The sequence below is a fragment of the Enterococcus sp. C53 genome (assembly GCF_040887425.1).
Taxonomy (GTDB): Bacteria; Bacillota; Bacilli; order Lactobacillales; family Enterococcaceae; genus Enterococcus_B; species Enterococcus_B hirae.
On the sequence record NZ_JBFOFT010000008.1, the window covers coordinates 45,852 to 72,670 of the forward strand.

The 26,819-nt window shown below is 36.7% G+C and carries 24 protein-coding genes, 1 pseudogene and 1 other annotated feature (1 of these 26 only partly in view); of the genes and pseudogenes, 2 read left to right on the plus strand and 23 right to left on the minus strand.

Annotation, left to right across the window (positions count from 1 at the left end):
- Window positions 1-145: 145 nt before the first annotated feature.
- From AB3I42_RS10505 to mprF, 5 genes are all read right to left on the minus strand, one after another.
- Window positions 146-970: a metal ABC transporter permease gene (locus AB3I42_RS10505; protein WP_010720612.1), complete on the minus strand. Its 825-nt coding sequence runs from the start codon at window positions 968-970 to the stop codon at window positions 146-148.
- Window positions 943-1,623: a metal ABC transporter ATP-binding protein gene (locus AB3I42_RS10510; RefSeq protein WP_010737272.1), complete on the minus strand. Its 681-nt coding sequence runs from the start codon at window positions 1,621-1,623 to the stop codon at window positions 943-945. Before AB3I42_RS10510 ends, AB3I42_RS10505 begins: the two co-directional genes overlap by 28 nt.
- 17 nt (window positions 1,624-1,640) lie before the next feature.
- On the minus strand, window positions 1,641-2,591 hold the full coding sequence (locus tag AB3I42_RS10515; RefSeq protein ID WP_010720614.1) for a metal ABC transporter substrate-binding protein: 951 nt from the start codon (window positions 2,589-2,591) through the stop codon (window positions 1,641-1,643).
- A 324-nt stretch (window positions 2,592-2,915) separates the two neighbouring features.
- Complete coding sequence (gene ispE, locus AB3I42_RS10520; RefSeq protein WP_181914674.1) at window positions 2,916-3,764, minus strand: 4-(cytidine 5'-diphospho)-2-C-methyl-D-erythritol kinase; 849 nt, start codon at window positions 3,762-3,764, stop codon at window positions 2,916-2,918.
- Window positions 3,765-4,005: 241 nt separating this feature from the next.
- Complete coding sequence (mprF, locus tag AB3I42_RS10525; RefSeq protein WP_181914675.1) at window positions 4,006-6,579, minus strand: bifunctional lysylphosphatidylglycerol flippase/synthetase MprF; 2,574 nt, start codon at window positions 6,577-6,579, stop codon at window positions 4,006-4,008.
- A 177-nt stretch (window positions 6,580-6,756) separates the two neighbouring features.
- On the opposite strand from mprF, the gene proC reads away from it, so the two are divergent.
- On the plus strand, window positions 6,757-7,563 hold the full coding sequence (gene proC / locus AB3I42_RS10530; protein WP_010720617.1) for a pyrroline-5-carboxylate reductase: 807 nt from the start codon (window positions 6,757-6,759) through the stop codon (window positions 7,561-7,563).
- A gap of 153 nt (window positions 7,564-7,716) precedes the next feature.
- Here the strand turns inward: proC and AB3I42_RS10535 are convergent, their stop codons facing one another.
- The 10 genes and pseudogenes from AB3I42_RS10535 to AB3I42_RS10580 form a co-directional block, all read right to left on the minus strand.
- Window positions 7,717-7,878 carry a hypothetical protein gene (locus AB3I42_RS10535; protein WP_010720618.1) on the minus strand — a complete coding sequence of 54 codons (162 nt, stop codon included), beginning with the start codon at window positions 7,876-7,878 and terminating at the stop codon, window positions 7,717-7,719.
- 124 nt (window positions 7,879-8,002) lie between these two features.
- Window positions 8,003-9,442: a lanthionine synthetase LanC family protein gene (locus tag AB3I42_RS10540; protein WP_368022495.1), complete on the minus strand. Its 1,440-nt coding sequence runs from the start codon at window positions 9,440-9,442 to the stop codon at window positions 8,003-8,005.
- Window positions 9,431-10,923, minus strand: a pseudogene (gene lanM / locus AB3I42_RS10545) (type 2 lanthipeptide synthetase LanM); the annotation flags it as partial. The gene AB3I42_RS10540 and the pseudogene lanM, both read right to left, overlap by 12 nt.
- A 455-nt stretch (window positions 10,924-11,378) precedes the next feature.
- Window positions 11,379-12,935 carry a ribonuclease Y gene (rny, locus tag AB3I42_RS10550; RefSeq protein ID WP_010720620.1) on the minus strand — a complete coding sequence of 519 codons (1,557 nt, stop codon included), beginning with the start codon at window positions 12,933-12,935 and terminating at the stop codon, window positions 11,379-11,381.
- A gap of 568 nt (window positions 12,936-13,503) precedes the next feature.
- Window positions 13,504-14,544 carry a recombinase RecA gene (gene recA, locus AB3I42_RS10555; protein WP_010720621.1) on the minus strand — a complete coding sequence of 347 codons (1,041 nt, stop codon included), beginning with the start codon at window positions 14,542-14,544 and terminating at the stop codon, window positions 13,504-13,506.
- A gap of 105 nt (window positions 14,545-14,649) precedes the next feature.
- Window positions 14,650-15,897 (minus strand): competence/damage-inducible protein A, encoded by a 1,248-nt coding sequence (locus AB3I42_RS10560; RefSeq protein WP_368022485.1) that lies wholly within the window; start codon window positions 15,895-15,897, stop codon window positions 14,650-14,652.
- A 315-nt stretch (window positions 15,898-16,212) separates the two neighbouring features.
- A complete protein-coding gene (gene pgsA, locus AB3I42_RS10565) occupies window positions 16,213-16,791 on the minus strand; it encodes a CDP-diacylglycerol--glycerol-3-phosphate 3-phosphatidyltransferase (protein WP_010737268.1) in 579 nt (192 codons plus the stop codon).
- Between the two features lie 168 nt (window positions 16,792-16,959).
- Window positions 16,960-17,850 (minus strand): RodZ domain-containing protein, encoded by an 891-nt coding sequence (locus tag AB3I42_RS10570; RefSeq protein ID WP_010720624.1) that lies wholly within the window; start codon window positions 17,848-17,850, stop codon window positions 16,960-16,962.
- Window positions 17,851-18,080: 230 nt separating this feature from the next.
- Window positions 18,081-19,370 (minus strand): pitrilysin family protein, encoded by a 1,290-nt coding sequence (locus tag AB3I42_RS10575; RefSeq protein WP_034867280.1) that lies wholly within the window; start codon window positions 19,368-19,370, stop codon window positions 18,081-18,083.
- Window positions 19,363-20,631: a pitrilysin family protein gene (locus tag AB3I42_RS10580; protein WP_010737266.1), complete on the minus strand. Its 1,269-nt coding sequence runs from the start codon at window positions 20,629-20,631 to the stop codon at window positions 19,363-19,365. The genes AB3I42_RS10575 and AB3I42_RS10580 overlap by 8 nt, the downstream gene beginning before the upstream one ends.
- A gap of 235 nt (window positions 20,632-20,866) precedes the next feature.
- On the opposite strand from AB3I42_RS10580, the gene mscL reads away from it, so the two are divergent.
- Complete coding sequence (gene mscL, locus AB3I42_RS10585) at window positions 20,867-21,331, plus strand: large conductance mechanosensitive channel protein MscL (protein ID WP_010720627.1); 465 nt, start codon at window positions 20,867-20,869, stop codon at window positions 21,329-21,331.
- A gap of 89 nt (window positions 21,332-21,420) precedes the next feature.
- On the opposite strand, the gene AB3I42_RS10590 is transcribed toward mscL, so the two are convergent.
- The 8 genes from AB3I42_RS10590 to epsC form a co-directional block, all read right to left on the minus strand.
- Window positions 21,421-21,858 carry a GNAT family N-acetyltransferase gene (locus tag AB3I42_RS10590; protein ID WP_010720628.1) on the minus strand — a complete coding sequence of 146 codons (438 nt, stop codon included), beginning with the start codon at window positions 21,856-21,858 and terminating at the stop codon, window positions 21,421-21,423.
- 92 nt (window positions 21,859-21,950) lie between these two features.
- The gene (locus AB3I42_RS10595) at window positions 21,951-22,196 is read right to left on the minus strand and encodes a Veg family protein (protein WP_005875105.1); all 246 of its coding nucleotides are present in this window, start codon (window positions 22,194-22,196) and stop codon (window positions 21,951-21,953) included.
- Between the two features lie 113 nt (window positions 22,197-22,309).
- Window positions 22,310-22,888 (minus strand): sigma-70 family RNA polymerase sigma factor, encoded by a 579-nt coding sequence (locus tag AB3I42_RS10600; protein WP_181914678.1) that lies wholly within the window; start codon window positions 22,886-22,888, stop codon window positions 22,310-22,312.
- 77 nt (window positions 22,889-22,965) lie between these two features.
- Window positions 22,966-23,496, minus strand: coding sequence for an NYN domain-containing protein (locus tag AB3I42_RS10605; RefSeq protein ID WP_010737264.1), 531 nt, complete (start codon window positions 23,494-23,496; stop codon window positions 22,966-22,968).
- Between the two features lie 4 nt (window positions 23,497-23,500).
- Window positions 23,501-24,388 (minus strand): 23S rRNA (guanosine(2251)-2'-O)-methyltransferase RlmB, encoded by an 888-nt coding sequence (gene rlmB / locus AB3I42_RS10610; protein WP_010720632.1) that lies wholly within the window; start codon window positions 24,386-24,388, stop codon window positions 23,501-23,503.
- The gene (locus tag AB3I42_RS10615; protein ID WP_010720633.1) at window positions 24,381-24,776 is read right to left on the minus strand and encodes a Mini-ribonuclease 3; all 396 of its coding nucleotides are present in this window, start codon (window positions 24,774-24,776) and stop codon (window positions 24,381-24,383) included. The genes rlmB and AB3I42_RS10615 overlap by 8 nt, the downstream gene beginning before the upstream one ends.
- Complete coding sequence (gene cysS, locus AB3I42_RS10620; protein ID WP_010737263.1) at window positions 24,773-26,185, minus strand: cysteine--tRNA ligase; 1,413 nt, start codon at window positions 26,183-26,185, stop codon at window positions 24,773-24,775. The genes AB3I42_RS10615 and cysS overlap by 4 nt, the downstream gene beginning before the upstream one ends.
- Window positions 26,182-26,718 carry a serine O-acetyltransferase EpsC gene (gene epsC, locus AB3I42_RS10625; protein ID WP_010720635.1) on the minus strand — a complete coding sequence of 179 codons (537 nt, stop codon included), beginning with the start codon at window positions 26,716-26,718 and terminating at the stop codon, window positions 26,182-26,184. The genes cysS and epsC overlap by 4 nt, the downstream gene beginning before the upstream one ends.
- Before the next feature lie 75 nt (window positions 26,719-26,793).
- Window positions 26,794-26,819 (minus strand) — a binding site (T-box leader) (it continues 215 nt past the right edge of the window).

Genomic DNA, 26,819 nt, shown 5'->3' on the forward strand with positions numbered 1-26,819 from the left:
AAATTATATCGTTTTACATTATATAAGTTTTCATTTAAAAATTCGAGCATTTTGTAAGAAAATAAGTTAAATAGTTCGGTATTTATCTAAATATAAGAAAAAGCAATGAAAATTTTTCGTTTTCATCGCTTTTCTTTTTGATTTTTTATTTATTTTTTCGCTTAATGGAAACAAGCACCCGCTTGAACAAATTGACCACAAGAAACAACACGATAAAGACTAGTGTGATCGTCGCACCCGGTGGCGTATCTAGATAAAAGGAACTTGTTAGTCCCGATAACATGCCGATAAAGCCAACACCGATACTAATGGCAATCACCACATTGAAACTTTTGCCTAAGCGCATACCGATCGCTGCAGGCAGGACCATAATTGCTGAAATCAATAATGCCCCGGCAATTGGGATCATGACAGCAATCGCAACACCCGTAATCACGTTGAACAGCATTGACATACGGTGAACAGGCAGACCATCAACATGGGCGGTATCTTCATCAAAAGTCAGCACGTACATTGGTCGCTTGAACAAAAAGAATAAGAAACCAATAATAACAAATAATACACCCAAAAAGATAACTTGATCCCAAGTAATCGTCACAATCGAGCCAAAGAGGTACGATTGGATACTTGTGGCTGAGTTTCCACCACTAAGATTCATCAAAACTAATGCCAGCGCCAGTCCGCCAGCCATTAAGATCGCAATTGAAATTTCTGAGTAAGTACGATAAATCGTACGTAAATATTCTAAAATCACCGCAGCTAATATTACTACGAACATCGTAGTCAACGTTGGATTGATATTCAAAAAGAAACCCAATGCCACCCCTGCCAGCGAAACGTGTGACAGTGTATCTGCCATCAATGATTGTCTTCGGATCACTAAAAAGACACCTAACATTGGAGCAATCCCCGCAATAAAAATGGCTGCTAAAAAAGCTCGTCTCATGAATTCATATGAAAGCAACGCCATGGAGAATCCTCCTTTCTTACCAAACGAATTTGTCGATCCGCATATTGCTTGATATCCTCATGATCATGAGTAATCATCAAAATTGCCTTGCCATGTTCATGGGCACTATGACGCAATAGTCGATAAAATTCATTACGAGATTCTTCATCCATTCCCGTTGTCGGTTCATCCAATATAAATAAATCTGGGTCAGTCGCAAAAATACGGGCTAAGCTAATCCGTTGTTTCTGTCCACCGGATAATTCTCCGATCCGTCGATGACGCATCTCCCACATTCCAACAGATTCTAAAGCTCGTTTAACATGCTGATGATCTTTTTCAGAAAGCCGTTTGAACCAACGTCCTCTCGGATAGCGACCGGAACGAACCAATTCTAAGACTGTACTTGGAAAGCCAGCATTAAAAGATGCCACTTGTTGGGGAATGTAACCAATACTTAATTTTTGTCCTTCTTGATTTTTTGGGGCGATTTTCACTGTTCCCTTAGAAGGTTTTAACAAGCCTAAGGAAGCTTTGATCAATGTTGATTTTGCTGCACCGTTTTCTCCTGTTAGAATAACGAACTCTCCTGCATCAACGTGATAAGACACATCTTCTAATACAGGTTCTTCATCATAATAAAAAGTCAAATCGGATATTTCGATATAATGCACGCGAAATGCCTCCGTTCTTAATTAATACTTTCTTTTAACGCTTTTAAGTTCTCTTCCATTACCGAAATATAATTTTCACCCGCTTTGATTTGTTCACTTGTCAAACTCTCTAATGGATTCAATACTTCTAATTTAACACCCGTTTCTTTCGACAATGTTTCTGCCACTTTGGATGACGCATTTTCTTCAAAATAAATCACTTTAATCTTATTTTTGTTCACAAAATCTTTTAGTTCAGCTAAGCGGCTTGGTGTGGGTTCTTGATCAGGCGTTACCCCTGCAATCGCTTGTTGGTGTAAATCATACTGATTCGCTAAATACGCAAATGCGGCATGTTGCGTCACAAACGTGCGGTTTTTGGCATCTTTGAGTGCATCCGTATATTTTTGGTTCAGGTTTTCTAATTTTTTGATATAAGCATCCGCATTTTTATCAAAAGTTGCCTTTTTATCAGGATACTTTTTCCCAAGCTCTGAAGCAATTGTTTTGACCTCTTTGATTGCTAACACAGGATCTAACCAAATATGTGGATCATACTCATGCGAATGACTTTCAGAAGAAGCTTCTTCATGTTCATGATCATGGTCATGGTCTTCTTCTGCTGATTTCAGACGATCAATTCCTTTAGCTGCTTCAATCATCAATGTTTTATTCGTATCGACAGAATCTTTCAATGAATCAACAAAAAATTCCATATCTGGACTATTATAAACAAACACATCCGCATCAGCGATTTCTGCTTGTTGTTTTGCACTAGGTTCAAAATCATGCGGTTCAGTCCCAGATGGGATCAACAACTTGACGTTTCCTTCATTTCCAACTACTTCTTTCGTAAATTCATACATCGGATAAAAGGTCGTAACAATCGTTAACTCATTTTTCTTTGAATCCTTTTGGTTCGTACCACCACAAGCCGCTAATAAAAACATCCCTACAGCTAGTGTTAAACCAATCATATATTTTTTCATAAGACTCTCCTTTCGAACAAATCGTAAAATTACGATTTATCAACGGAACTTAATGTATCAGAATAAAAAAATAGAGTCAATAGAAATCCTTCAATTTCTGATTTATACGAATAAATTCAATGTAAACCGTAAAATGAATGATAGTTTATTCATGTTACTGAGAGCCCAACAAGTTATCTAGACCATTTTTTCCAATTTCTAAATAGAATAAATAACGTTTAGTGTAACTAAGCTGCAACCAACTCAAAAAAATCTCAAAACAGCTTCTTCTGTTTTGAGATTTTTTATTCTTCATCTCTTAGCAACAACTAGTTCTGGCCTATTTTACAACGTGCGTACTAAATATACTTCATCACAGAAACCTTTCAGCCCGTTATAGACTCTTTGTGCTCTTGAATAATGTTGACATAAGGCAAAGACTGTCGGTCCGCTTCCGCTCATCAAAGCGGCATCTGCCCCATACTTTAACATGCGTTCTTTGATTTGATGGATAATTGGATGACGTTTGCCGGTAACATCTTCTAAACTATTTCCCATGTATTGAATCATCGTATGGTAATCTTGTTGCTGGATTGCCTCCACTAGTCTAGGAATGTTCTGATGCTGGATTTTTTGCGCATCTACTTCTTTGAAGACGGTCCTAGTCGAAACACTCATTTTAGGTTTCACCAAGATTACCCAACACTGAGGCATTGAAGGGAGAACTTGGACCACTTCTCCTTTGCCGCCAACAAACGCAGTATTACCATAAACACAATAAGGCACATCCGTACCAACTTCCAAACCAATCTCAGCTAATTCTTCCAGAGAACAACCGAGATTCCATAGTTGATTGATCCCTCTCAGTGCAGCTGCACAATCTGTGCTGCCCCCACCCAGTCCAGCTGCAACTGGAATATTTTTTTTCACAAATATTCTTACGCCTTTTTTGATATGATACTTATTCTTAAGCAATGTTGCTGCTTGATAAACGTTATTTCGTTGATCTACTGGCAAAAATGCCTTATTCGTTTCTACGATGATTCGATCCTCAGGTATCTCTTCAAAGAATAAGTGATCTGCTAAATCTACACTCGACATTACCATTTCCAGCTCGTGATACTCATCGGGACGCTTGTACAAGACATCTAATCCCAAATTGATCTTAGCTGGTGCTTTTTCTATCAGTTCCATCCTCTCACCCATTCAAAAAGTCTAAGTCGCAAGTATTCTATCACAGAGAAAAATAAAAGTATAGCTCATACGAGTGACGTGTTTACGATCTTAGCGGTTTTCTCAGACCTTTTCTGTCTACAGATAAAACAAACCATCCTTCGACCACATTCATTGTCTCTAGCTACCGTCAATCGCTTTTTCACGTTTTAAACTATGGGTAGCTAAAATACGTCACCAGTTATTCCTCTATTTACGCAATTTACAATTCCGTTAATACTTCTTCTGCAAAACTGATACTTTTTTCTTTTCCCTTCCCAATTAGTATAAACAACTGTAATGTGGCAAATGTAAAACTGCTTCCCTTCATGTAAGCAAAATAGCGACCTTCCCAACGAGTGACATAGCGCAGTTTTTCTTCATAGGTCGATTGAAAGGAGTAAAAAAAACTACCATAATTATAAACAATATGCATGATGCGCTCTTGAAAGAATGCAAAGTCTGTTTCCCCTACATTTGCTAACGGAGCTAAACCAAGATTTGTCTCAAGATAGCCCTTTTCTTGGTAGACAACAAATAGATTGACTAATAAATAATCGGATAGTTCAGCAGGTTCATCTGGCAATACACGTAATAGATCATAGCCTGCTTGGCTTTCAGATATTGGTTGCTCTGTAATAAATCCGACCACTTTTTGTTCTTTGCGTACCACTCCAACACCGCTGGCTAACAGATAAGATTTGTCAAAACGCCCAACAGAAAAATGCTTTTCTCTCGCACCATGTAACCACTGATCCGAAACCTCGCTCACCGCAGCTAATAATTCCTCAGGTAATTGTTCGTACCAAGTGAAATGATAGCCTTCATTAGTTAGACGCTGGTACTCTAGCTGTTGATTGACCCAAGGCATTTCTTCTGTAGTCAAATCTGCCATTCCTACTTCGCCGACTTTTGTAAAATGAAAACCTAATTCATGCAACATTACCACATATTTTTCTGAGATCTTGTAAAAAGCAATTTGATACCCTAAGCAATCAGCTTTTTGCATAAATTCTGTAATAGCAGGACGAATCATTTTAGGATTGCCAATCGGGTCTCCCAAAACAAAGCATTTATTTCCTTTGATCTGGTAACCAAAGACGACTTGATCCTCTCCATTTTGTTGATAGTAATAATATTTATATACTGGTAAACGAAGATAATGACTAGCAGATGTCCCCTGATAGACGGTCAACATCTGTTTGAATCTTTCGATTTGTAAATCTGACCCTAACTCATTCGTTTCAGAAGCAAGGTACTGATACAATGCTACTAATGCCAACAGCGAGATCCCTAGACCAATCAAGCCTGAAAACCAAACTTCATCGGATGGGAACAGGAGAAAGCGATCAGCTGTCAATCGATTTACCCAAAAACGTCCACTATGATACCCTGCAATTGCATAGACGATAAATAGAAACCCAAACAAACATAGATCAAAAAGAATGGCACCCCATGAATAAACAAATTTTTTACGGTAAAATTCTTTCCGAGCTAGCCAGACAGCCAGAAGAATCAAGATATACACTAAAATCAATTGCCAAGATAATGTTCGAGTAACTGTGTTAATGATTCCAAAAGCTAATAAAGCAATAGTTGGTAAAAAAGCCTTCTTCACTTTCATTGCTAACGCTCTTCCCAACCCAAGCAATAAGAATCCAATCAATAGATTCAACGTTTGGTCTAAAAAATTAAACGAGAAAGGTAATAAAATCTGAAACAATCGACTGATCGCAGAAAGATTCGTAATCGTAGATAGTAACACCATCATGATCCCTGCAAAATAAACGGCTGTGACCAAAATAAAATGCGCGATTTTTTGAAAGAGCAGTCGTGGTATATTGTCTAAAAAACGATTCACTTTTACTCCAGTATGTGACAGAAATAAAAATAAGCCAACCGCAAAAGGAACCACATAATAAAACAAACGGTAATAAAGTAACCAAACCACTGCAATATCTTGTCGAACAGCTAACTGACTCATACCTAAGATCATCAACACATCAAATGTCCCGACACCCCCAGGAACCATTGTCAACATACCGATTAACGTAGCGATAATAAACATTGGATAAATCGAAAATAAGGAAATATCTACATCCATCAAATAACCAATCGCTAAAAAAACGACCAATGCTCCAGTCCATTGCCCCACAGAAGCTAACAGTAACCCGACTAGACCCTTAGGATAGAATTCCGCAAATAATGTTCTTCTTTTTAAATAAGCAAAGAAAAAAATAGCCGGTGCTATCACACTACCGCCAAGTAACCAAATCCAATAACTTCTAAAAATACTAGTAGTTTGTAGAAAAAAAACATCAATGAACGTTAGAAATGACCATAATGATAAACCAGTCAACATAAATAATGCAACTTTAGAAACGGCAGCAAGTACCATTTTCCGATTTGTTTCTTTTCCATAAAAATTTGCTCTAAGACTAGCTCCAACAATTCCTCCAAAGCCCGCTAAGTTATTAATTGTATTCGTAATAAAAGCAGCTAAGAAAAAATCGTGACGCTTCATTTTAGGTTTCCCTTGTTTTTCCAACACGCGAATCGTCACCCAGTCATACAACAACATTGGCAAAACACCGATCAACCCCACTAAAACCATTAAACACAGCGTAACATAACTTTGTTGTCGCATAGTTTGCCAAATATCTTGCCAACTCATTCCATTTGCAATATTTACGACTTGATTGGCAACGAAAACTATAATAGATCCAAAAAAAATCATTTTTAAAATCAAGCTATGATTTTTCAACCACTGAAATGCCGTATGACTTTTATTTTTCACACTTTACCATCCTTACTTGAAAACTTTCAATTTATAAATCAATGTTAGCTTATTTACCTTATTTTTACCACTTATGCACTAGTTTCACCTGTTTATGTATCTATTATCCACACGCTTTATTCTTTGCTTGCCCTTCATTGAAAAGAAAGCTATGCTAAAACAAAAGGAGAGGATAACATGAAAATTGGATTCATTGGAACAGGTAATATGGCGCAAGCAATCATTAACGGCTTGATTGAACACGAAACAGTGGCTAAAGAAGATATTTTTGTCTCAAGTGGTCATTTCGAAAATGCACAACGTTTTGCAGAAGCAACTGGTGTAACCGCCTGTCAAACAAATCAAGAAGTCGCAAAACAAGTAGATGTCATTTTACTGGCAGTCAAACCTAAAATCATTGACCAAGTACTGAAGGATTTAAGAAAATATAGTCAGAAATGTCTCTTTATTTCAATTGCTTCAGGAAAATCATTACATGATCTGGAAAAAGCCCTAAATGACCCCGAAGCGAAAATCATTCGTGTCATGCCAAACGTAAACGTTAGTGTGGGTGCAGGTGTCTCTGCTATCTGTAAAAATCATCATGTCACATATGAGGAATTCAAAGAAGCAACGCAAATCTTTGAAGCAATCGGCAGTGTCTATCCACTGGCAGAAGGTGATTTCAGTACGTTTATTGGGTTAGCCGGTAGTTCACCAGCATTTATTTATATGTTGATCGATGCCATGGGTCGTGCGGGTGTCTTTAATGGCTTACCTAAAAAAATGGCAACCGAGATCGCTGCCAAAGCTATTATGGGATCTTGTCAAAAATTCCTAGCAAGTGATGAAAACCCTTGGGAGCTAGTTGACCAGGTTTCTTCCCCTGGCGGAACAACCGTTGCAGGTGTTGTGGCTTTAGAAGAAGCTGGCTTCATTCCTGCTATTATCAAAGGGATCAATACAACGATCGAAAAAGATCGAGAAATGCTGGATAAGAAATAAAACGAATGAGTCTGAAGGAATCTTTTTACTAAAAAAAGTAGGACATTAATCAGATTTTTTCTGATTAATGTCCCAGATTCAGACTCTTCATTCTGAATTATTATTTTTCAATATTCACAATAAAACCTCTGAAACCTTTCATCCGTATATATTTTAGCAACAGCTAGATAAAGAGCCACAACCAAAACTACCACAACCAAGGCTACCCATTGTTCCGCAGATGGTATCTAGCGAAGCATTCAAACTATGTTCGTTGTTTAATACTGCTAATTCTTCAGAAACATTGCCTGCTTTCATTAATAGTCCTACTGCCATTTTCTTCACCTCCTTTCAAGTTGATCAATCATTTTTTATTGTCATCAACTGTTTGTTACACTTATCAATCTATTATTCAATCAGATCCTATCTCTTCATTCGTATTTTCGGTTGAAGGATTTATCTATAAATCGAATAAAAGTATGTTTGGTATGTTAGGGTTCTCCAACGCTAACAATCCCAAAATCACCCCGGAAAGACCGGTCATCAAACCAACATCTAGAAACTCGTCTTCTAAACAACTTTCATTAATTGTTCGTTTGTCTAAGTATGCATTCCAATCATCGAGTAAGAACGCATATGACTTTATATTATGATGAATGAAGAAATGACGGTAAAGCCACATATTTCCTAAAAAGCCATGACATAAGCAACTATCTACACGTTCTTTGTTTAATTCTTCTTTTAATCGAGCAAAATATAATAGCTCCTCTGGGCTTTCTCCTTCCATAAGATATCGATGAGTAAGCATTCCTACAAGACCATTACAATAAAAAGTATTTTGCTCAATCCATTTTTCTCCTCTTGTATCAAACCACACACCGTTTTTACGATGTTGGTTTTCAAATAAGGTAACTGCGCCAATCGTTTCTTTTATTTTGGTTACCGAAAATAACTCTTCATAAATCGCTAAAGCATAAAGAATACCTGATGTTCCGTGAGAAAAACCTAAAATAAGTTTCTTTTCTACAGAGGATTCCCAATAACTTCCTTTTCCCTCTGATTCTATTAAATTATTTAATAAATTCTCCACACAAAGTCCAATTAATTTTTTTAATTCTTTATTAGGGCTCTTTTTATAAATATTACAAAAAAGTAGTAATAACCCCGCCGTACCACTCATAATATCCAGAATTTTGTCTTTTTTTATTTTTTGTCCCAGATATTGAAGGATATCTTGCTCAATTGCGATCAGTTTTGATGTTCGCAAGGTTGGAGCAATCAAATTAAATAAATAGATATAACCACCTAATCCAGAAAAAACCCCTATATCATAATTTTTTTGATTAGATAAATCAAAATGATCAAGTAAATCATTCAATATTAATAGAAATCTGTTTTTGTAATCAAAATCATTTTTTGTTTTCCATAAATAATAGTAAGTGATTGCTACACCAATTTTCCCATTATACAAACTGTTATTCATTGGCTGCAGTTTTAAACGAATTTTAAAATCTTTGTCTTTTGTTAAATCTTCATAACCGGTATGAAGCCACGTCACCTGCTTATTGTGTACTATCCTTTTACTATGGATGTAAGATTCTAAAGTCTTGATCTCATCATTTTTTTCTCCAATTATAAAAAGATCTTCTAACGTAATATTTTTATCTCCAAAGCTTTTTTGCAAAATATTTAATTGGTAGTTTAAATCTTTCTCACTAAGAGAATGGATCTTTTTTTTCCATAGTGTTAAGAAATCTATACGACTGTTATTCGTAAATGTCATTTTTTTTGAAATGTTAAGTGTATTTGAGTTAAGTTTTGAAAAAACATAAGGGATATCCCCCTCTAGTATGTCCTCAATTTCATAGGTAAGAAATGGTGTAGAACCAAATCTTGCCATTTGAGAATAGACAAATAACAAGCGATCAAACGGTGCTGTCAAGAACCTAGGATGATAACTTAAAGTCGCTATTTTACTGTAAGTTGCTGTTGGTTTTATTAAATGTCGGATAGTAATATCATTTTTATAGCGCTCAACAATATCAATCAGCTCTGATTTTTTATCCAAAATAGGTGAAATGTTTCTGTAAATCCTTGATAGATCTGTTGCTTATAGTCTAAAAAACGATAATTTTGTCCATGATACATCGGAACATTAGAATATGAATATTTAAATTCATCAGAATTTTCAGTGAATTTAATTTCTAAATCATCTTCTGAAACAATCAATTGTGGTACTGAAAAACGTTGGAATAAGTTTTCATGACTTCCTAAAGCCGAAATATCATCTTTAAAAAATTCGTTGTACATAGGTACAATTCCAGAATTAAGAACAGAATTAGTCAAAAATTCATGTATCTTATCATTTACAGATAATGCTTCCATACGATCTAAATTGTTAAACAAGCATTCTAAATCAATGAGCATGGGTGAACCACCACTTGCAATTAGATTTTCAAGATGAATATCCGAAGCATTTAAATAGAAAAGAATTGCAATAATTGCCCCCATTTTATAATAGAAATCTTGACCTTCTTCTTCTGATTGACAAGGATCACTTACAACAAATTCTGACCAAGAATACGTTTTACGATTCAATAATTTTATTTGTGCTAGTTGTTTGTTAAAATTATTTTTATTAAATAAAGCAACGCATTCTCCAAATAATAAATCATTGTAATTACTTCGTGGTTTATAAATAATTTTATTCTTTTTACCTGTTATCACGAGTGGAAATTTTCCTGACAGATGCGGATCACCCGAAGAAAATTCAACTCCTATTTCTTGATCAAGTTGAATACTAAACAATTCGTTAATTTCCTTTGAATCATACTCTACATGTTGGATAACTTCAGAAATGTAACAAATTGTTTCTTTGATTTTTTTATCTATTAAATTGAATAAAACAGGAAATCTTTGAAACAAACCTGTGACGTATTTCTCATTAGATAAATAATTTCTAATATAACTTTTCACAGAGAGTTTTTGTAACTGTGACTTTAATAGATTAAAGTCATAAACAATCGTTCGCAAAAGAATCTCATGAATATCTTTGCAAAGGTTTTCATTAATGTTATTGCTAACATTTTTGTATTTTATTAGATTTGGGTACTTCATAAAATATTGCTCAGTTAGCTTTATTGTTACTTGTTGCGAGAATTTTTCAATTGAATCAACTTGTCTCCATTCTTTTAGTTCATTCAACATCTCTTCGTTCTGATCTTTTAGCAGTTTTTTTGAATGAACATACTGTTCCTTAAATTCATTAATATTCTGAAAATGAAAAAATTGTAAAAATTCCTCTTGCATATCTGAAGTCATAAATTCTGCTAAATTGTATTCCAACAACTCATAATTATCCATCTGCTTACCCCACCTCATCTATATTTAGATCATATAGAATCAATTACTTGTGTTTTCAAGAACAAAAACTATATCTTTCTACCCAATAAATCCTAGTAAAAAATTGTACATAAAATTGATTTCAAACTCATAGATCAATATATTACTAGTTTATACAACTTTTATCTCTCGTTAAAAAAATGTACACTAATGCAACAAATTTTATTTCCTAACTATTCTTCATCCTAGTTTGATTTTCTAGTAGTCATTAAGAATAATTTTGATCTACTTTAATGATAGAATAATCGTCTCTAGTTAGATTATGCCTACTTCTTATTAAAAGCTAATTTAGAACTCAAAGTTAACACACCATGTTTATAGCTGCTCAACCTCTTATCAAAATAATGTTAAAGCGATCAAGCTTGATTAAATAGTAGTTTAAAACAAAAAAGACGCTACGATTATCCTAACTAATCGTAACGTTCTTTTATTTTTTACTTAGCGTAGTCTGTCGCACGCGTTTCACGAATAACGATGACTTTGATATGCCCTGGATAATCTAATTCTTCTTCAATTCGTTTACGAATATCTCGTACTAAACGAACTGCATCTAAATCAGAGATCTCTTCTGGTTTTACCATAACCCGAACTTCTCGTCCAGCTTGAACAGCAAAACTAGATTCTACTCCGGCAAAGCTATTTGAAATGTTTTCTAAGCTTCTTAAGCGACGGATATAATTTTCCAAGGATTCACTTCTAGCTCCTGGTCGTGCAGCGGATAAGGCATCTGCAGCAGCTACCAAGACAGAAATAACTGACGTTGCTTCAACATCTCCATGATGAGATGCAATCGCATTGATCACTACAGGATTTTCTTTATATTTAGCAGCTAACTCTGCACCGATCTCTACGTGAGAACCTTCGATTTCATGATCTAATGCTTTCCCGATATCATGAAGCAAACCAGCTCGTTTAGCTAATTGGATATCTTCGCCTAACTCAGCGGCTAGTATACCTGACAATTTAGCAACCTCTACTGAATGTTTCAAAACATTTTGTCCATAGCTAGTTCTAAAATGAAGACGACCCATGATTTTGATCAAATCTGGATGAAGGGTATGCGCACCAACTTCAAACGCCGCTTCTTCCCCGTACTCACGGATTCGTTCATCCATTTCTTTACGCGATTTTTCGACCATTTCTTCGATTCGTGCAGGATGGATCCGTCCATCTTGGATCAGTTTTTCTAAAGTCATCCGAGCGATTTCTCTACGAATTGGATCAAAACCTGAAAGGACCACTGCTTCTGGTGTATCATCAATGATCAAGTCAATTCCAGTCAATGTTTCTAGTGTACGGATATTTCGTCCTTCTCGACCAATGATGCGTCCTTTCATTTCATCATTTGGTAAAGTTACTACGGATACAGTTGTTTCAGATACTTGGTCTGCCGCACAGCGCTGAATCGCTAACGATAAAAGATTTTTGGCTTTACGATCTGCTTCTTCTTTTGCACGTTGTTCCGATTCTTTGACCATTAACGTCAATTCATGATTCAATTCTTCTTCAGTTGATTTCATGATGACATCTTTTGCATCTTCTTTAGATAAACCAGCAATTTTTTCTAATTCTCTTTGTTGTTCTTCAATCAACTTTTCAACGTCTTTTTCTCGCTCTTCAATCAATTGCTGTTTTGAACTAAGTGCTTCTTCTTTGCTTTCAAGTGAGGTCTCACGTTTTTCCAATGAGTCATCCTTACGATTCAACGTTTGTTCACGCTGAATTAAACGATTTTCTTGAGATTTTAATTCTAACTTGCTTTCTCTCAACTCACTCTCCACTTCAGAACGATATTTCTGGTTTTCCTCCTTAGCTTCTAACAATGCTTCTTTTTTTAGAGTTTCTGCTTCTTTCTTTGCACTATCAATAATTCCAGCTGCTGATGATTGAGCACCTGCAATTTCTTTTTCATGACGTGACTTTGCAACCATAAACCCTAAACCAAGACCGACAATTAAACCGATGATAGCGAGGAGAATATTGAATACCATAAAATCCACCTCCATACTATCTTTTTCATTTTTATCATCTATATAACTTTTATGATAAAGTACTCTAAACTTGTTAATATGCTTTATGCATAGGTGTACAAAAACATGCACAAGTTTATTCTAATGTTTGTACCCCGTAGTGTCAACTTTAAATACATAAGAAACGGCTTTCTCTATTTTCATTTAAAGGTCATTTTATGAATAAAAGATAATATTAAATAATAACCAAAACATATTAAGAACAAATAATTTTGCATTAATGAAAATTAAGAACAAAAAATGACTTTTAAGTAACAAACTATCCTTTCATTTAAGTAGAATAGTCCCTTTCTGCCGATGTAGTCAGTCACTGCATAAACATTCCCATTTCCCATTATGTTTTAGGAGAAAGTATAGTCAAATGACTACTTAAAAGACAAAAAATAAGCCGAAATTTTAAAAAATTTCGGCTTATTAGATTCAATCGACAACATATCAAAGGAAAACACTTTCTCTGAACGACGCGAGTTCTCTCGATGCTCAAACATCCTTTGAATAGTTATTCGATTATTTCTATTCTTACTTCATCTTATTCCTCTAAAGGAAGTTCTGCTTGCGTTTCTTCGGGTATTTCTACATCTTCACCGATCCCATAAGCCGCCCGGACTAAAGCAGAAACTTCTGCCATCATTTCGGGATGAGTGGACATGTAATTTTTTGCATTCTCACGACCTTGTCCAATACGATCTTCTTTGTAAGAATACCAAGCACCACTTTTATCAACGATATCTTTTTCAACCGCCATATCAAGCAATTCTCCTTCTTGAGAAATTCCTTGCCCATACATCACATCGACTTCAGCAATTTTGAATGGTGGCGCTACTTTATTTTTAACTACTTTGATCTTCGTACGGTTCCCAACAATGTCTGTTCCTTGTTTCAATTGTTCCGCACGGCGCACTTCTAAACGAATCGTTGCATAGAATTTTAATGCACGTCCCCCAGGTGTGATTTCAGGATTACCGAACATCACTCCAACTTTTTCACGAATTTGGTTAATGAAAATAGCGATCGTTTTTGTTTTATTGATCGACCCAGATAGTTTACGCAATGCTTGTGACATTAATCGAGCTTGTAACCCTACGTGAGAGTCACCCATTTCTCCATCGATTTCAGCACGTGGAACTAAAGCTGCAACCGAATCGACTACTACGATATCTACTGCACCACTTGATACAAGCGCATCAGCGATTTCTAGTCCTTGTTCCCCAGTATCTGGTTGTGAAAGAAGTAATTCGTCAATGTTTACCCCTAATTTTTGAGCATATTGTGGGTCTAAGGCATGCTCAGCATCGATAAAAGCGGCTGTTCCGCCATTTTTTTGTACTTCAGCGATTGCATGCAAGGCAACGGTTGTCTTACCTGAACTTTCAGGACCATATACTTCAATGATACGTCCTCGTGGGTAACCACCAACACCTAAAGCAACATCTAATGCAAGAGAACCACTTGGGATAGTCGAAACTTGTTGGTCGATTTTTTCGCCAAGTTTCATGATCGAGCCTTTCCCATAGTTCTTTTCAATTTTTTTCAACGCAGCATCTAAGGCTGCTTTACGATCATCTGCCAATACGATAATCCTCCTTATATTCACAAATCAGTGCGACATTTCATTGTACTAATCATATCGTTTTTAATGACAAAAAGCAAGAAAAAACCGAACAAATATTCGCATTTATTTTTTTCTTAATAGTTGTCTTCTAATGAGATAAAATCCTTGCATTACTGCGCTATTCCTTATATGAGAACGGTCTCTGATAAATTGGTATTTCTGCGAAATGACCTCCCCTTCGCTTGTTGCAACCGCGATCCAAACTGTTCCAGCTGGCTGTCCTTCTAAGGTATCTGGTCCAGCCACTCCAGTAAACGAAATCGCATAATCTGTTTTTGCTAAATTACGTGCTTGGCTAGCCATTTGTTCTGCACATTCTTGGCTGACGGTTCCATGCTGCTTCAATAGTGCATCATCGATGTGTAAAAATTCTGCTTTAGTTTCTAAAGAATAGGTAATGAAGCCTCCTGGGAAGACTTGAGAAACACCAGAGATCTCTCCCAAAGCTGATTGAAAGGCTCCAGCAGTCAAACTTTCTGCTGCAGTTATTGTTTGGTTTCTTTCCTTTAATAATTCTACGACCACTTTAGGCAATGAATTATCATCACCATATCCATAGAAGTACTCACCTACTCTCGCCAATACTTTTTCTTCCAAAACAAGTAAGGCTTGGTTTCCTGCATGTTTGTCTTTGGTCTTCACAGTTAATCGTAAAGTGACTTCGTTAGGTTTTGCGTAAGGGGCAATCGTTGGGTTGATCTGTGTTTCAATCAAGTCTTTTAATTCTGTGACTAGTTGGGATTCCCCGATACCGTAAAAACGTAAAACTTTTGAGATCAGCATTTCTTCAGATGGAAAGTTTTGCTCCAATAATGGGCGAGCTTGTTCAATGAACATTGGCTTTAATTCGCTCGGTGGTCCAGGTAACAAGAGATAGACATGGTCTGCTGTTTGATAGAACGTACCTAATGCTAAGCCTGTGCGATTAGGTAAAGCAATCCCCCCATCGATGATTTGTGATTGTTGTAAATTATTTTCAGTCATTTTACGCTTGGTCGTTTCAAAAAATGCTAACAATTTTTTATAGCCTTCGGTGTTTTGGATCAATTCTTCCCCTAGATGTTTCGCAGTAACTTCTTTCGTCAGGTCGTCTTCTGTCGGTCCCAACCCTCCACATAAAATGATCAAGTCACTTCTGGTTTCTGCTAATTGGAGTAATGATTCTAAGCGGTCGGGATTATCACCAACCACCGTTTGATAATACACATCAATCCCGAGGTCTGCTAACTGTTCGGATAAAAACGTGGCATTCGTGTTGACTACTTGTCCTAGTAAAAGTTCTGTCCCTACTGCTATGATTTCTGATTTCATTTTTTCGCTTCCTTCATTACAACAGACGAATTCTCGTTGGCCTGTTTTGGTCTCTTCTCAATCTCTTTTTATCTACTAATAGTATACGCCATTTGCTAAACGTTTCATTTATCATTTGCTCATTTTCTGATAAAGAGTTTCATCATTTTCATCTTCATCATAAGATAGCTAGGCATCTAGCTAGTTTAGAAAAATGGCGATCAAATAAATGATTGAAACGTGAATCAGCATAAATAAATTCGTCTTACCCCAAAATATAAAATGTTATTTTGGGGTAAGACGAATTATCGAAATGGTACATCTTTGTAAGGAATCTTACATCGAACCTTTGAACACACCACTATTTTTCATAAAATAATCAACACCTGAATAAATCGTGAAGATCAAACAAGCATACAGTATGATTTGATCCATCGGTAAATTGATCAGATTAAATGGAATATTATTGATGAATAACAAAATAATAGCCACCATTTGCGTAGCCGTTTTTACTTTTCCTGGCCACGCTGCTGCCATGACTTCCCCATCTTCGACTAACAATAGTCGCAGACCGGTAACAGCTAGTTCTCGACAAACGATAATCGCAACTACCCATCCTGGTGCCTTACCTTGCCCCACCAACATAATAAAAGCGGTCATCACTAACATTTTATCTGCTAATGGATCAGCAAACTTTCCAAAATTGGTGACTAATCCTCTGGCACGAGCAATTTTTCCATCGAGCCAATCGGTAATACTTGCTAAAGCAAAAATAATCGCTCCTACTAATTGCGTCACAGCAAGTGATGTTGTTCCTACGGTTACTTGTCCCCAATCTAAGGGTAATCCGACAACTAAAATAAAAATCGGGATCATACAAATTCTAAGTACAGTTAATTTATTTGGTAAATTCACACTATCGACTCCTTTCTTCCCTATTCTACGTGACTCGTTCTAAACTTTCCACCGATAATGATCAGTTTTTATCAGCAGTCGTGAAAAAAGATAAGCACCTAAGATGAATCTGCCTTCCCAGGTACTTATCTTGTTTTCTTTTTTCACATCATTCTACTTATAAGCGATTTACTCTGCATACTGTAGTGTCAATGTGACATTTTTAGGATTTTGATTATTCGCTCCTGGATTAACAGGGATTTCTTCCCCGTTTATCTTAACCGTTGCATTACTTGCAGCTCCTAATCGAATCGTTGCATTGGTTGCCGTTTCCGGTAATTGCGTGCTTTGTGTTTCATTTGCTGCTAATGTCCCTTGATAAACATAGGCATTATCCACTAATACACCGATCCAAATTCGGTTAGTCGCTGCAAATTCAAGTGTAACAGGTTTTTTCGCATCCGTAACATTCACTGCGATCGTACTACCTGTGTCTTCACCAGCCGTAATCGCCATCTTTTTCTCTTCTTGTGTTGTTGAAGTGGTTGTCGTACTTGTTGAAGAAGAGGATTCACGCTCTTTCTTAGTGCTAGATGTCGTTTGTGTAATTGCACCGTCAACCGAAACTGAAGTTGCCGTTGTATCAATAATCGGGTCAGATTTTCGATCCTGCCAAGTCATATAACCCACAACAGTAATAATTGCTAAAGCGACTAAACCAAGTAAAATAACCGGTAGACTTGTCCAAAACTTACTTGGATTGGCTTCTTCCTGATGCATAGCTTTTCTCGAACCACTCACTGTTTCTGGTTCAGGACGTGCGACAACTTCTCCAGCTGATAATTTGCTTTTCCCATCAAATACATCAACTAAATGATCGCCATCTTCACCGACAGCTTCTGCATATTGACGAATAAATGCCCGAACATAAAATTTTCCAGGTAGTTGATCAAAATCATCATTATCGATTGCTTCTAGATAACGTTTTTGAATTTTCGTAATCTGCTGTAATTCATCTAAAGATATTTTCTTATTTAGGCGAGCTTGCCTTAATGTTTCTCCGATGGTTTCAAAAGCCACTCGTTCATCTTCTCCAGTCTTTTTATTCTAACCAGCAATTGTATAAACGCTAGTCGTCTAATTGTTCCTTTTCGTTAAGAATGTAACACGCCATACACCAACGCCCATTTTTTATTCTTTATCTTCTTAAGAATACCATAAACGAAGTTATCTTAGGGTAACATTGAATGCACTCTATAACGAAATTTAAGAGTTTAACTACTTTCCCATTCGTCATCTCTACTTCTATATCAGACATTTGGCTGCATATAAAACTCACTGAACGCTTCTTCTTTGATAAAAGAACGACCTACTTTTAATACATCTGCTAATTGAATGGATTCAATAATTTCTGGTAAATCAAATAATGTTTGATCCCCAAATAGGCTTTGCGTGAATTGGTTTGCAATGTATTCCAGTGAATTTAATGTTTGGAAATATTGTCCTAACATCTTTTTCTTCAACAATGTTAGATTTTCTTCAGACAGTTCTTGATCCTCTTCAAAATGCAGAAGAATTTCTTTCACTTTTTCAGCTGCTTTTTCTGGCTGATCCGTGTCTCCGCTAAAGTCAGCAAAATGAAATTCTCGATCTAAACTAAATTCAAAACCGAAGCTGTCATCAATTAAACCATCATTGTACATTTTCAAATAATTTTGAGAAGTATTCCCTAATAACAATTGGAATAAAAGATTGAGAGCAGTCTTGTATCTCAATAATTCCTTCCCTTCTGCTGGTAAAACATCTAGCCCTTTGATTCCCAAGACAAACTTATCTCTAGTGATTGCTGAGCGCATTGAGCTTTTCGCAATAATATCACCATTATTGTCAGGGAAATAACGTTCGATTTTTTGAGCTGGTGGAAAATCCTTAGCATTTTGATTGGTTCGAATCAATTCCATCAACTTTTCCGGCTCTAATTTTCCTACTACGAACAAGACCATATTACTTGGCTGATAAAATGTCCGATAGCACGTGTATAAATCATCAGCAGTGATTGCTTCAATACTTTCAACTGTGCCAGCTATATCGATATGCAAAGGATGTTCAGGGTATAAATTATTCAAAATGCCAAAAAACATCCGCCAATTTGGATCATCTTCATACATTTGTATTTCTTGCCCAATGATCCCTTTTTCTTTATTAACTGTTTCTTCCGTAAAATAAGGTGCTTGGACAAAATCAAGTAAAGTCGTCAAATTTTTTTCAACTTGATCTGTCGTTGAAAATAAATAACTTGTTTTGGTAAAACTGGTAAACGCGTTAGCTGAGGCCCCTTGTTGTCCAAATAATTGAAAGACATCGCCATCCTCTTTTTCAAACAATTTATGTTCCAAGAAATGGGCAATACCATCTGGAACTTTTATCTTTTTATCTGAACCATATGGAATAAATTCATTATCGATCGAACCGTAATTTGTACTAAATAAACCATATGTCTTATGGTAATCATTTTTAGGTAATAAATAAACAGTCAAACCATTTGGTAATACTTCATGGTACAGTGTTTCGTTGATTTGATCATATTCTGTTTTATTCATTTGTTGTACCTCCGTCTAAAAAGAAAATTGCCTGCAACTCGATTTGTCGAGCTATTTTTTGGATGTCTTCGACCGTTACTTTTTCCATCCGTTTTAACCATTCGTCAGCTGTTAATTTCGTTTCTGGCAACCAATTCTCTAAATAGGCAGTCTCGACAGCTACTTGTGGGGCATCTAATGATAATAGATATTGGTTTCGTAACATGGCCTTAGTTTGTGTCAATTCAAGTTCTGTGACTTCCCCATTTCGTAGACTTTCTAATTGTTCATGGATCAGATGCAATACTTGGTTACGTTTACGTCCATCAATTCCTGTTTGTACACTTAGGAACCCACGAAAAGTATCAATGCTGCTGGAAGCATAGTAAGCTAGGCTCTCTTTTTCACGAACATTCATAAATAATTTAGAGTGTGGGAAACCGCCAAATAATCCATTGAAGACCATCAATGAAAAACGATCCGGTTGGTCATAATAGACATTGGTTTGATAAGCCAAATTTAATTTCGCCTGAGTCACTGGTTCTTCGATCTGTCGCTCTTTGATGATATTTTCTTGCGGTTGGCTATAAAAAATTTCCGGGTGTAATCTTTCTCGCTCTGGAAATGCCCATTCACTAAAAGCTGCTTGGACTTCTGCAGGAGAGACATCTCCCACTACGAAGATATCGATCTGATCTTCTGTGATCATCTGATGATAATAGTCAGCTAACACTTCAGCTGTGAGTTCATCTAGATCTTCGATTGTTCCAAAACTTGGTATTTTCTGCGCCTCCGACTGATCAAAATACAACTCTTGAAGCGCCAGTGAAGCCATCGTTTGCTTGTCTTCATTTAAGCTCTCTAAATAAAGTTTCAAATTGTTTTTTTCTAAAGCAAAAGTGGCTGGATCAAATTTTTCCCCCGTAATGTTTGGATAAAAGAGAACTTCTTTCAAAAAAGCAACAGCTTGGTTTAAAATGCTGGTATCGTTGATATACTTGCCATTGACAAAGTTGATGCTAGCATCCAACCAGTGAAGATTGCCTTTTTTTCTCACGGACGTTCCAAAACTAGCACCATAAAGATCCGCCAATTTTGCACTTAACTGAGTCTGGTCAGGATAATTTAAACTGTTCGTTTCTAACAAGCTACTTAAAAGGGAACGTTTCGTGATGACTTCTTTTTTTAAACGCGTAGTAAAGCGAACAAAGATACGAACCGTTTTATATTGTTTTGTTTGCAAGACGTGGAGGTTTACACCCTCTGCCAGTTGATATGTCATAGTACATGCTCCTTTATTAGCAGTTCGTTCTCCGACATGGTTGATTTTATCTTGGAGGATAAAAGAATATGTGGCTACTATTTTTTACTGCTTTAATTCTCTCTTGCATCACTTAAGAGTCACCTTCTAGTATAGCATATAAGTACTTGAACGACAGACCTTAGCCATAAATGCATGTCGTTTTTATATTTTTTTATTCTTCGTTATACTAAGGATAAGTGAGAGGAGGAGAAAAATGATTAAAGAATTTAAAGAGTTTATTATGCGTGGCGACGTATTAGATTTAGCCGTTGGGGTTGTTATCGGGAGTGCATTTACTAGCATTGTCAATCAGATCGTTCAAGGTTTGATCACACCTCTTGTAGGCTGGGTTGTAGCGATGATTACTGGCACGTCTGATTTGGAAGGCGCCCTTTCTATCTTGGACTGGTCACCTACTAAAGGAGTTACGTTTGCTTTCGGCAATGTTATTAGTGCAATCATAACATTTATTATTACAGGGTTTGTCTTATTCTTAGTGGTAAAAGCAGCCAACCACGCTAAAAGATTACGTCCTGAAAAAGAAACAGAAGAAGCACCTGCCAAACCAACTGCTGAAGATTATTTGAGCGACATTCGTGATCTACTTGCACAACAAACAGCAGAAAACAACGGACGACCAACTACACAAGCAACCGTTGATCAGACAACTGAAAAATAAAGAAAACTAAATGATACAAAAAAGAACAGCTATCAGTTTTCACTGTAACTGTTCTTTTTTGTATTGCGCTACCTATCGTCATGATCACTTTAGCTCGATTTTTTCATATCGATATGGGGGATGTCATCTTCTAAATAAACATCTGAAATGGCCTCGAATCCAAATGACTCATAAAAAGATTGAAGATAGACTTGCGCCCCAATGACGATCGGTCGTTGCGGGTAATTGGCTTCAATTACTTCCATCGTACGTTGCACGATCTTACGTCCCAACCCTTCTTTACGATGCTCACTATTGACCAACACTCGACCAAAATGAATGGTTCCATCTTCTTCAAAAATACGTGTATAAGCAGAAATTTTCCCTGCTTCATCTTTGAAATACGTATGCCAAGCTTGGCTATCAATTTCATCCACTTCTTGGTAGGGACAATTTTGTTCTACGACAAAAACAGCAATACGTTCTTTGACAATCTCATAAAATTCTTGAGTGGTCAAATCTGCAAATTTTTTTACATAATGTTCCATTTGAAAGTGCCTCCAATTCTCTTTTTTTCAGCATACCTATTTCCAAACAAAAAAGCAAACGAACCTTATAAAAAACTAGGCTCGCTTGCTTTTTAAACTGCTTCAGTTAAAAATTCAATCTCGACTGTTCGAGTAAGTACATCTGAATAGCTATACGATACTCGTTCAAAAGAATTTTCTTCAGGATCCAAATCAACAACGAATACTGAAGGATAGGTTTCTGTTAAAACGCCTCGGCGTTCTGTTTGACGCTTTCTTCCTGTCTGAGCAACCAGCATGATTGGGCTGCCGATACGACCTTCTAAATCTTTTTTGATTGTAGCTAAAGTTGTTGGCATACAGTTCACCTCATTACCCAATATACCACACTTTCTAAAAATTTTCAAGTTTACCATATAAAAAAAAGAAATGCAATAAAAACAAATAAGAAAAACATTAATAATTTTATAAATTATTCCTCATGATAATTTTTGAGATGTTGTTTTATTTTAAATTTCACACGGCTATACGCACTCTTGACTTGTTTGACATCCATTGAAAGTTCCTCTGCCATCCTCTTGAAATCGGTTCCTTGCATATAATAATAAAATATTTTTGCTTCCTTTTTTGAAAATTTGATTTCGCAATCTTCAATGGCTTCATTTAACAGTAATCGTTGCATCGCAAGTGGTTCTTGAGTAGTGATTTCTGCTAAAAAGTCCGGACCTTCTGTTTCAACCTTCTGATCAATCGATAATTCATCTTTTTGGTCTCTACGTTTCAAGGCATTTTGTTTTCTTAATAATGAATAAATTTGATTACTGATAATGCTTTTATAATAGCTGCCAAAGCTAACGCCTTTGTTATTTTCATAAGTCTTTAAAGCTTGGTAGAAGGCGATCCTTGCTTCTTGTTCCCAATCTTCATACACATAATTTCTTAGGTAGTACATATTTTTTAAACGTAACAAAAGTGGAAAATATTTTTGATATAGGATAGCGAATGCTTCTTCATCACCGTCACGTGCGGCGCGCAATAACTCCTCAGACATAAAATAATTCCTCCATCTCTTTCGATTATGGAGGAATCTTACCATCAATCATCCGATTGACTAATCATATAACTATGTTATCTACCTTTTCGCATTAAATCGTCTAACTTTTGGGACAATTTTTCTAATTGTTCTTTACTCCAAGGCGAATTACGACGAAAATTATCAAATTGCATATTTATATTATCTTGTGCAATGTTTTTCTCTGTTTTCTGGATCGTTTTGTATAATTCATAGGCAGAAGTCCGCAAAGCCCCTTGTGAAAAGATCATCCATTGCTCGGCTAAGTCACTCGTGGCAACAGTTACTTGCGTTAAACGATCATTCAATTGGCCAGCAATACGTTCAATATAGCTATCTGCCGTTTCATCTTCTTTTGTAAAGACGACTTCTAATTGGTATTTCTTATAGTTTTGCTGAATGCCTGGAACCAATTGTGCATCAAAAACAACTATCACTTCAATTCCTTCGTATTTGGCATAATTTGACAAACGATGCAACAAAGCTTCTCTAGCATCCGCCATCTTTTCTTGTTTTTTCAACAAAACGAGTTCTGGCCAAGAACCGATCATGTTATAACCATCAACAATTAGGAGCTGCTTTTTCATCTGATCACTCTCCTTGACGTTGAGAAAAAGCTTGATACATCAACAATCCAGCAGCAACACTCGCATTCAAACTTTGAACGTGACCGACCATTGGAATGGTCAAAAGTTCGTCCATTTCTTTTTTCAATCCAGGACTCATTCCTCGTCCTTCATTACCAATCACTAAAGCAATAGCGCCTTTTGCATTCCATTTTTGGAAATTTGTACCATCCATATCTGTCCCAAAAACCCAAAAACCGGCTTCTTTTAGTTGTTGGACCGCTTGAACAAGATTAGTCACTCGTGCTACAGGTACATGTTCGACTGCTCCAGTAGAGGTTTTTGTAACGATTGGCGTAATGCCTACCGCCCGATGCTTAGGAATGATTACGCCGTCTACCCCACTTGCATCCGCTGTTCGTAGGATCGAACCAAAATTGTGAGGATCTTCAATACTATCTAAAATGACAAAGAAAGGTGTTTCTGTTTTTTCTTTGGTTTGCTGAAGAAGCTGGTCTAAGGATAAATATTCATACGGGGTAATCGCTAAGACTACTCCTTGATGTACACCATGATCACTTAATGTATCTAATTTTTGTTTTGGTACCCATTTAACTGGTACAGCTTGATCTCTAGCAATGTTCTTTAACTCTTCGGTTTTTTCTCCCCGTGAGTCCTCTTGTAAAAATAATTTATTCCCTCTACCTTGTTGTAAGGCTTCTACTGCTGCATGATGACCAAAGACAAAATTATCTTCGATTGCTTCCTCTTTTTTCTCCCCAACTACAGGTTCATAGGAAGTGTCATAATGGTTTCGCTTTTTTTGCGATTTTTTCTGTGATGAAGCGTTCATTGGCTGTTTCGTTGCTTTTTTACGTTTGTTATAATGACGTTCTTTTTGTTCTCTACCCATTTTTTTCACCGACTTTCTGGATACACCATTCAATTAATTCTTCTAACCGTTCTGTTTGTTTCGTCAAATGCAGATACCCCATCAAAGCTTCAAAACCTGTGGCAATTCGATAAGTTGTGACATCTGCATTTTTTGCACTTGTATGACTTTTGGCATTTCTACCACGACGATAAAAAGTTTCTTCTTCTGGTGTCATCAATTTTTCTTCTAGCATCTCTTTAATCAGATAAGCTTGTGCTTTTGCTGAAACATAATTCGTGGCTGCTTTATGAAGTTTATTCGGTTTAGTCGCCCCTTGTTCGATCAAATAGTCACGAATATAGATCTCATAGATGGCATCTCCTACATAAGCTAAAGCTAGTCCGTTTAATTGTGTATAGTCTTTCATGCTTCTCTTCTCCAACGAGTTCCTTGCGGTGTGTCATCAAGCAAGATCCCTTTTTCTTTTAATTGGTCACGGATTTCGTCACTACGGGCAAAATCACGATTTTTTCTTGCTTGCGTACGTTCTTCGATCAACTGCTCGATTTCTTCATCAAGTAATTCCTCAGATGTAAATAAAATACCAAAAATAGCCAACCATTGGGTAAATAATGCTTCCCCGTTTGCTAGAACATCCGCTGAAACAGTTGTTTTCTCCAAATACGTGTTTAACCATTTTGCCAATTCGTAAACGACGGTAATTCCATTCGCAGCATTAAAATCGTCGTCCATTTCTTCAATAAAGCGTTGTTCGATTTGTTCAAGTTCAGCTAAATACTTTGTGTCATCCGCCAGAGATTTTTCTGCTGTTGCTAGGCGGAATTTAAGATTATCAAATGTATTTCTTAAGCGTTGCAAGTTTGTCGCTGCTTCCTTCATCGTTGCCTCACTATAACGAATCGGTCGGCGATATTGAGTTGTTGCCATGAAGAAGCGTAACACTTGTGGATCTACCGTTTGGATCATTTCATGGACAGTAATAAAGTTACCTAATGATTTACTCATTTTCTGATCATCATCGCCAATCGTGACGTAACCATTGTGCATCCAATAATTGGCAAATTTCTTTCCCGTTTTTGCTTCGCTTTGGGCAATCTCATTTTCATGATGTGGAAACTCTAAATCTTGCCCACCACCATGGATATCAATTGTTTCCCCTAAATGTTTCGTTGCCATAACGGAACATTCGATGTGCCATCCTGGACGTCCGGGTCCCCATGGAGAATCCCAAGAGATCTCATTAGGTTTTGCTTTTTTCCATAGTGCAAAATCAAGCGGATCTTCTTTCTGACTTTGTTCTGCTCCCGTCCGTTGACTCGCGCCCACTTCTAACTCATCAATCGATTGATCACTAAGTTGTCCATAGGTTGAAAATTTTCTTGTACGGTAGTAGACATCGCCATTTGATTCATATCCATAACCTTTTTCGATCAATACTTGGATGAAAGAAATAATATCTGGCATATGATCCATCACACGAGGATGCGCTGTAGCTGGCTCCACATTCAACGCCTTGGTATCTTCTTCAAATGCTTGGATAAAACGGTTGGCTACTTCTGGCGCCGTGATCCCTAATTCATTAGCAGCACGAATGATTTTATCATCTACATCAGTGAAATTGGAAACATAATCGACTTGATATCCCCGATATTCAAAGTAGCGTCGAATCGTGTCAAAAGCAATCGTGCTGCGGGCATTTCCAATATGAATATAGTTATAAACAGTCGGACCACACACGTACATACCGACTTTTCCTGCTTGAATCGGTACAAATTCCTCTTTTTGTCTAGTCAATGTATTGTAAATTTTTATCATTCTGATCTCCTCACTTTTTCTCCATTAATCCGTACTACTTTTGCAGGAACCCCCACGGCTGTAGCATAATCTGGAATGTCTTTTAAAACGACTGCACCGGCACCAATCTTCGTATGTTTCCCAATCGTGACCGGTCCTAATATTTGAGCATTGGCAGAAAGCATTGCCCCTTGTTTCACTGTGGGATGCCTTTTGCCCGTTTCTTTACCTGTACCACCTAACGTAACTCCATGAAAAAGAACTACATCATCAGCGACCTCTGCGGTTTCTCCAATCACGATCCCCATCCCATGATCGATAAAAACACCTTGTCCGATCTGGGCTCCAGGATGTATCTCGATTCCTGTTATAAATCGCCAAAATTGTGCATTGATTTTTGCCAGCAAGTAAAGTTTATGCTGATATAAGTAATGTGACACCCGATGCCAAAATAAGGCATGAAACCCTGGATATGTCAAAACGATTTCTAATGTTGAACGAGCAGCCGGGTCATTTTTTTTAGCTGCCTCTACCGCTCGGGCAAACCACCCCATCGTCATCGCTCCTTCCTCTCAATAATTTATGTAGTTCTCTGACAAATAAAGAAGCGCCTTTAACAAGTTTCCTTATTAAAAGACGCTAATTGGCGTGGTTC

Excerpts from the sequence above, each read along its gene's own strand:
- AB3I42_RS10505 (WP_010720612.1), bottom strand. The coding sequence starts at position 970 with ATGGCGTTGCTTTCATATGAATTCATGAGACGAGCTTTTTTAGCAGCC.
- AB3I42_RS10515 (WP_010720614.1), bottom strand. The coding sequence starts at position 2,591 with ATGAAAAAATATATGATTGGTTTAACACTAGCTGTAGGGATGTTTTTA.
- ispE (WP_181914674.1), bottom strand. The coding sequence starts at position 3,764 with ATGGAACTGATAGAAAAAGCACCAGCTAAGATCAATTTGGGATTAGAT.
- proC (WP_010720617.1), top strand. The coding sequence starts at position 6,757 with ATGAAAATTGGATTCATTGGAACAGGTAATATGGCGCAAGCAATCATT.
- AB3I42_RS10535 (WP_010720618.1), bottom strand. The coding sequence starts at position 7,878 with ATGGCAGTAGGACTATTAATGAAAGCAGGCAATGTTTCTGAAGAATTA.
- AB3I42_RS10540 (WP_368022495.1), bottom strand. The coding sequence starts at position 9,442 with ATGGCAAGATTTGGTTCTACACCATTTCTTACCTATGAAATTGAGGAC.
- rny (WP_010720620.1), bottom strand. The coding sequence starts at position 12,935 with ATGGTATTCAATATTCTCCTCGCTATCATCGGTTTAATTGTCGGTCTT.
- AB3I42_RS10560 (WP_368022485.1), bottom strand. The coding sequence starts at position 15,897 with ATGAAATCAGAAATCATAGCAGTAGGGACAGAACTTTTACTAGGACAA.
- AB3I42_RS10575 (WP_034867280.1), bottom strand. The coding sequence starts at position 19,370 with ATGAATAAAACAGAATATGATCAAATCAACGAAACACTGTACCATGAA.
- AB3I42_RS10580 (WP_010737266.1), bottom strand. The coding sequence starts at position 20,631 with ATGACATATCAACTGGCAGAGGGTGTAAACCTCCACGTCTTGCAAACA.
- mscL (WP_010720627.1), top strand. The coding sequence starts at position 20,867 with ATGATTAAAGAATTTAAAGAGTTTATTATGCGTGGCGACGTATTAGAT.
- AB3I42_RS10590 (WP_010720628.1), bottom strand. The coding sequence starts at position 21,858 with ATGGAACATTATGTAAAAAAATTTGCAGATTTGACCACTCAAGAATTT.
- AB3I42_RS10595 (WP_005875105.1), bottom strand. The coding sequence starts at position 22,196 with ATGCCAACAACTTTAGCTACAATCAAAAAAGATTTAGAAGGTCGTATC.
- AB3I42_RS10600 (WP_181914678.1), bottom strand. The coding sequence starts at position 22,888 with ATGTCTGAGGAGTTATTGCGCGCCGCACGTGACGGTGATGAAGAAGCA.
- AB3I42_RS10605 (WP_010737264.1), bottom strand. The coding sequence starts at position 23,496 with ATGAAAAAGCAGCTCCTAATTGTTGATGGTTATAACATGATCGGTTCT.
- rlmB (WP_010720632.1), bottom strand. The coding sequence starts at position 24,388 with ATGGGTAGAGAACAAAAAGAACGTCATTATAACAAACGTAAAAAAGCA.
- AB3I42_RS10615 (WP_010720633.1), bottom strand. The coding sequence starts at position 24,776 with ATGAAAGACTATACACAATTAAACGGACTAGCTTTAGCTTATGTAGGA.
- cysS (WP_010737263.1), bottom strand. The coding sequence starts at position 26,185 with ATGATAAAAATTTACAATACATTGACTAGACAAAAAGAGGAATTTGTA.
- epsC (WP_010720635.1), bottom strand. The coding sequence starts at position 26,718 with ATGGGGTGGTTTGCCCGAGCGGTAGAGGCAGCTAAAAAAAATGACCCG.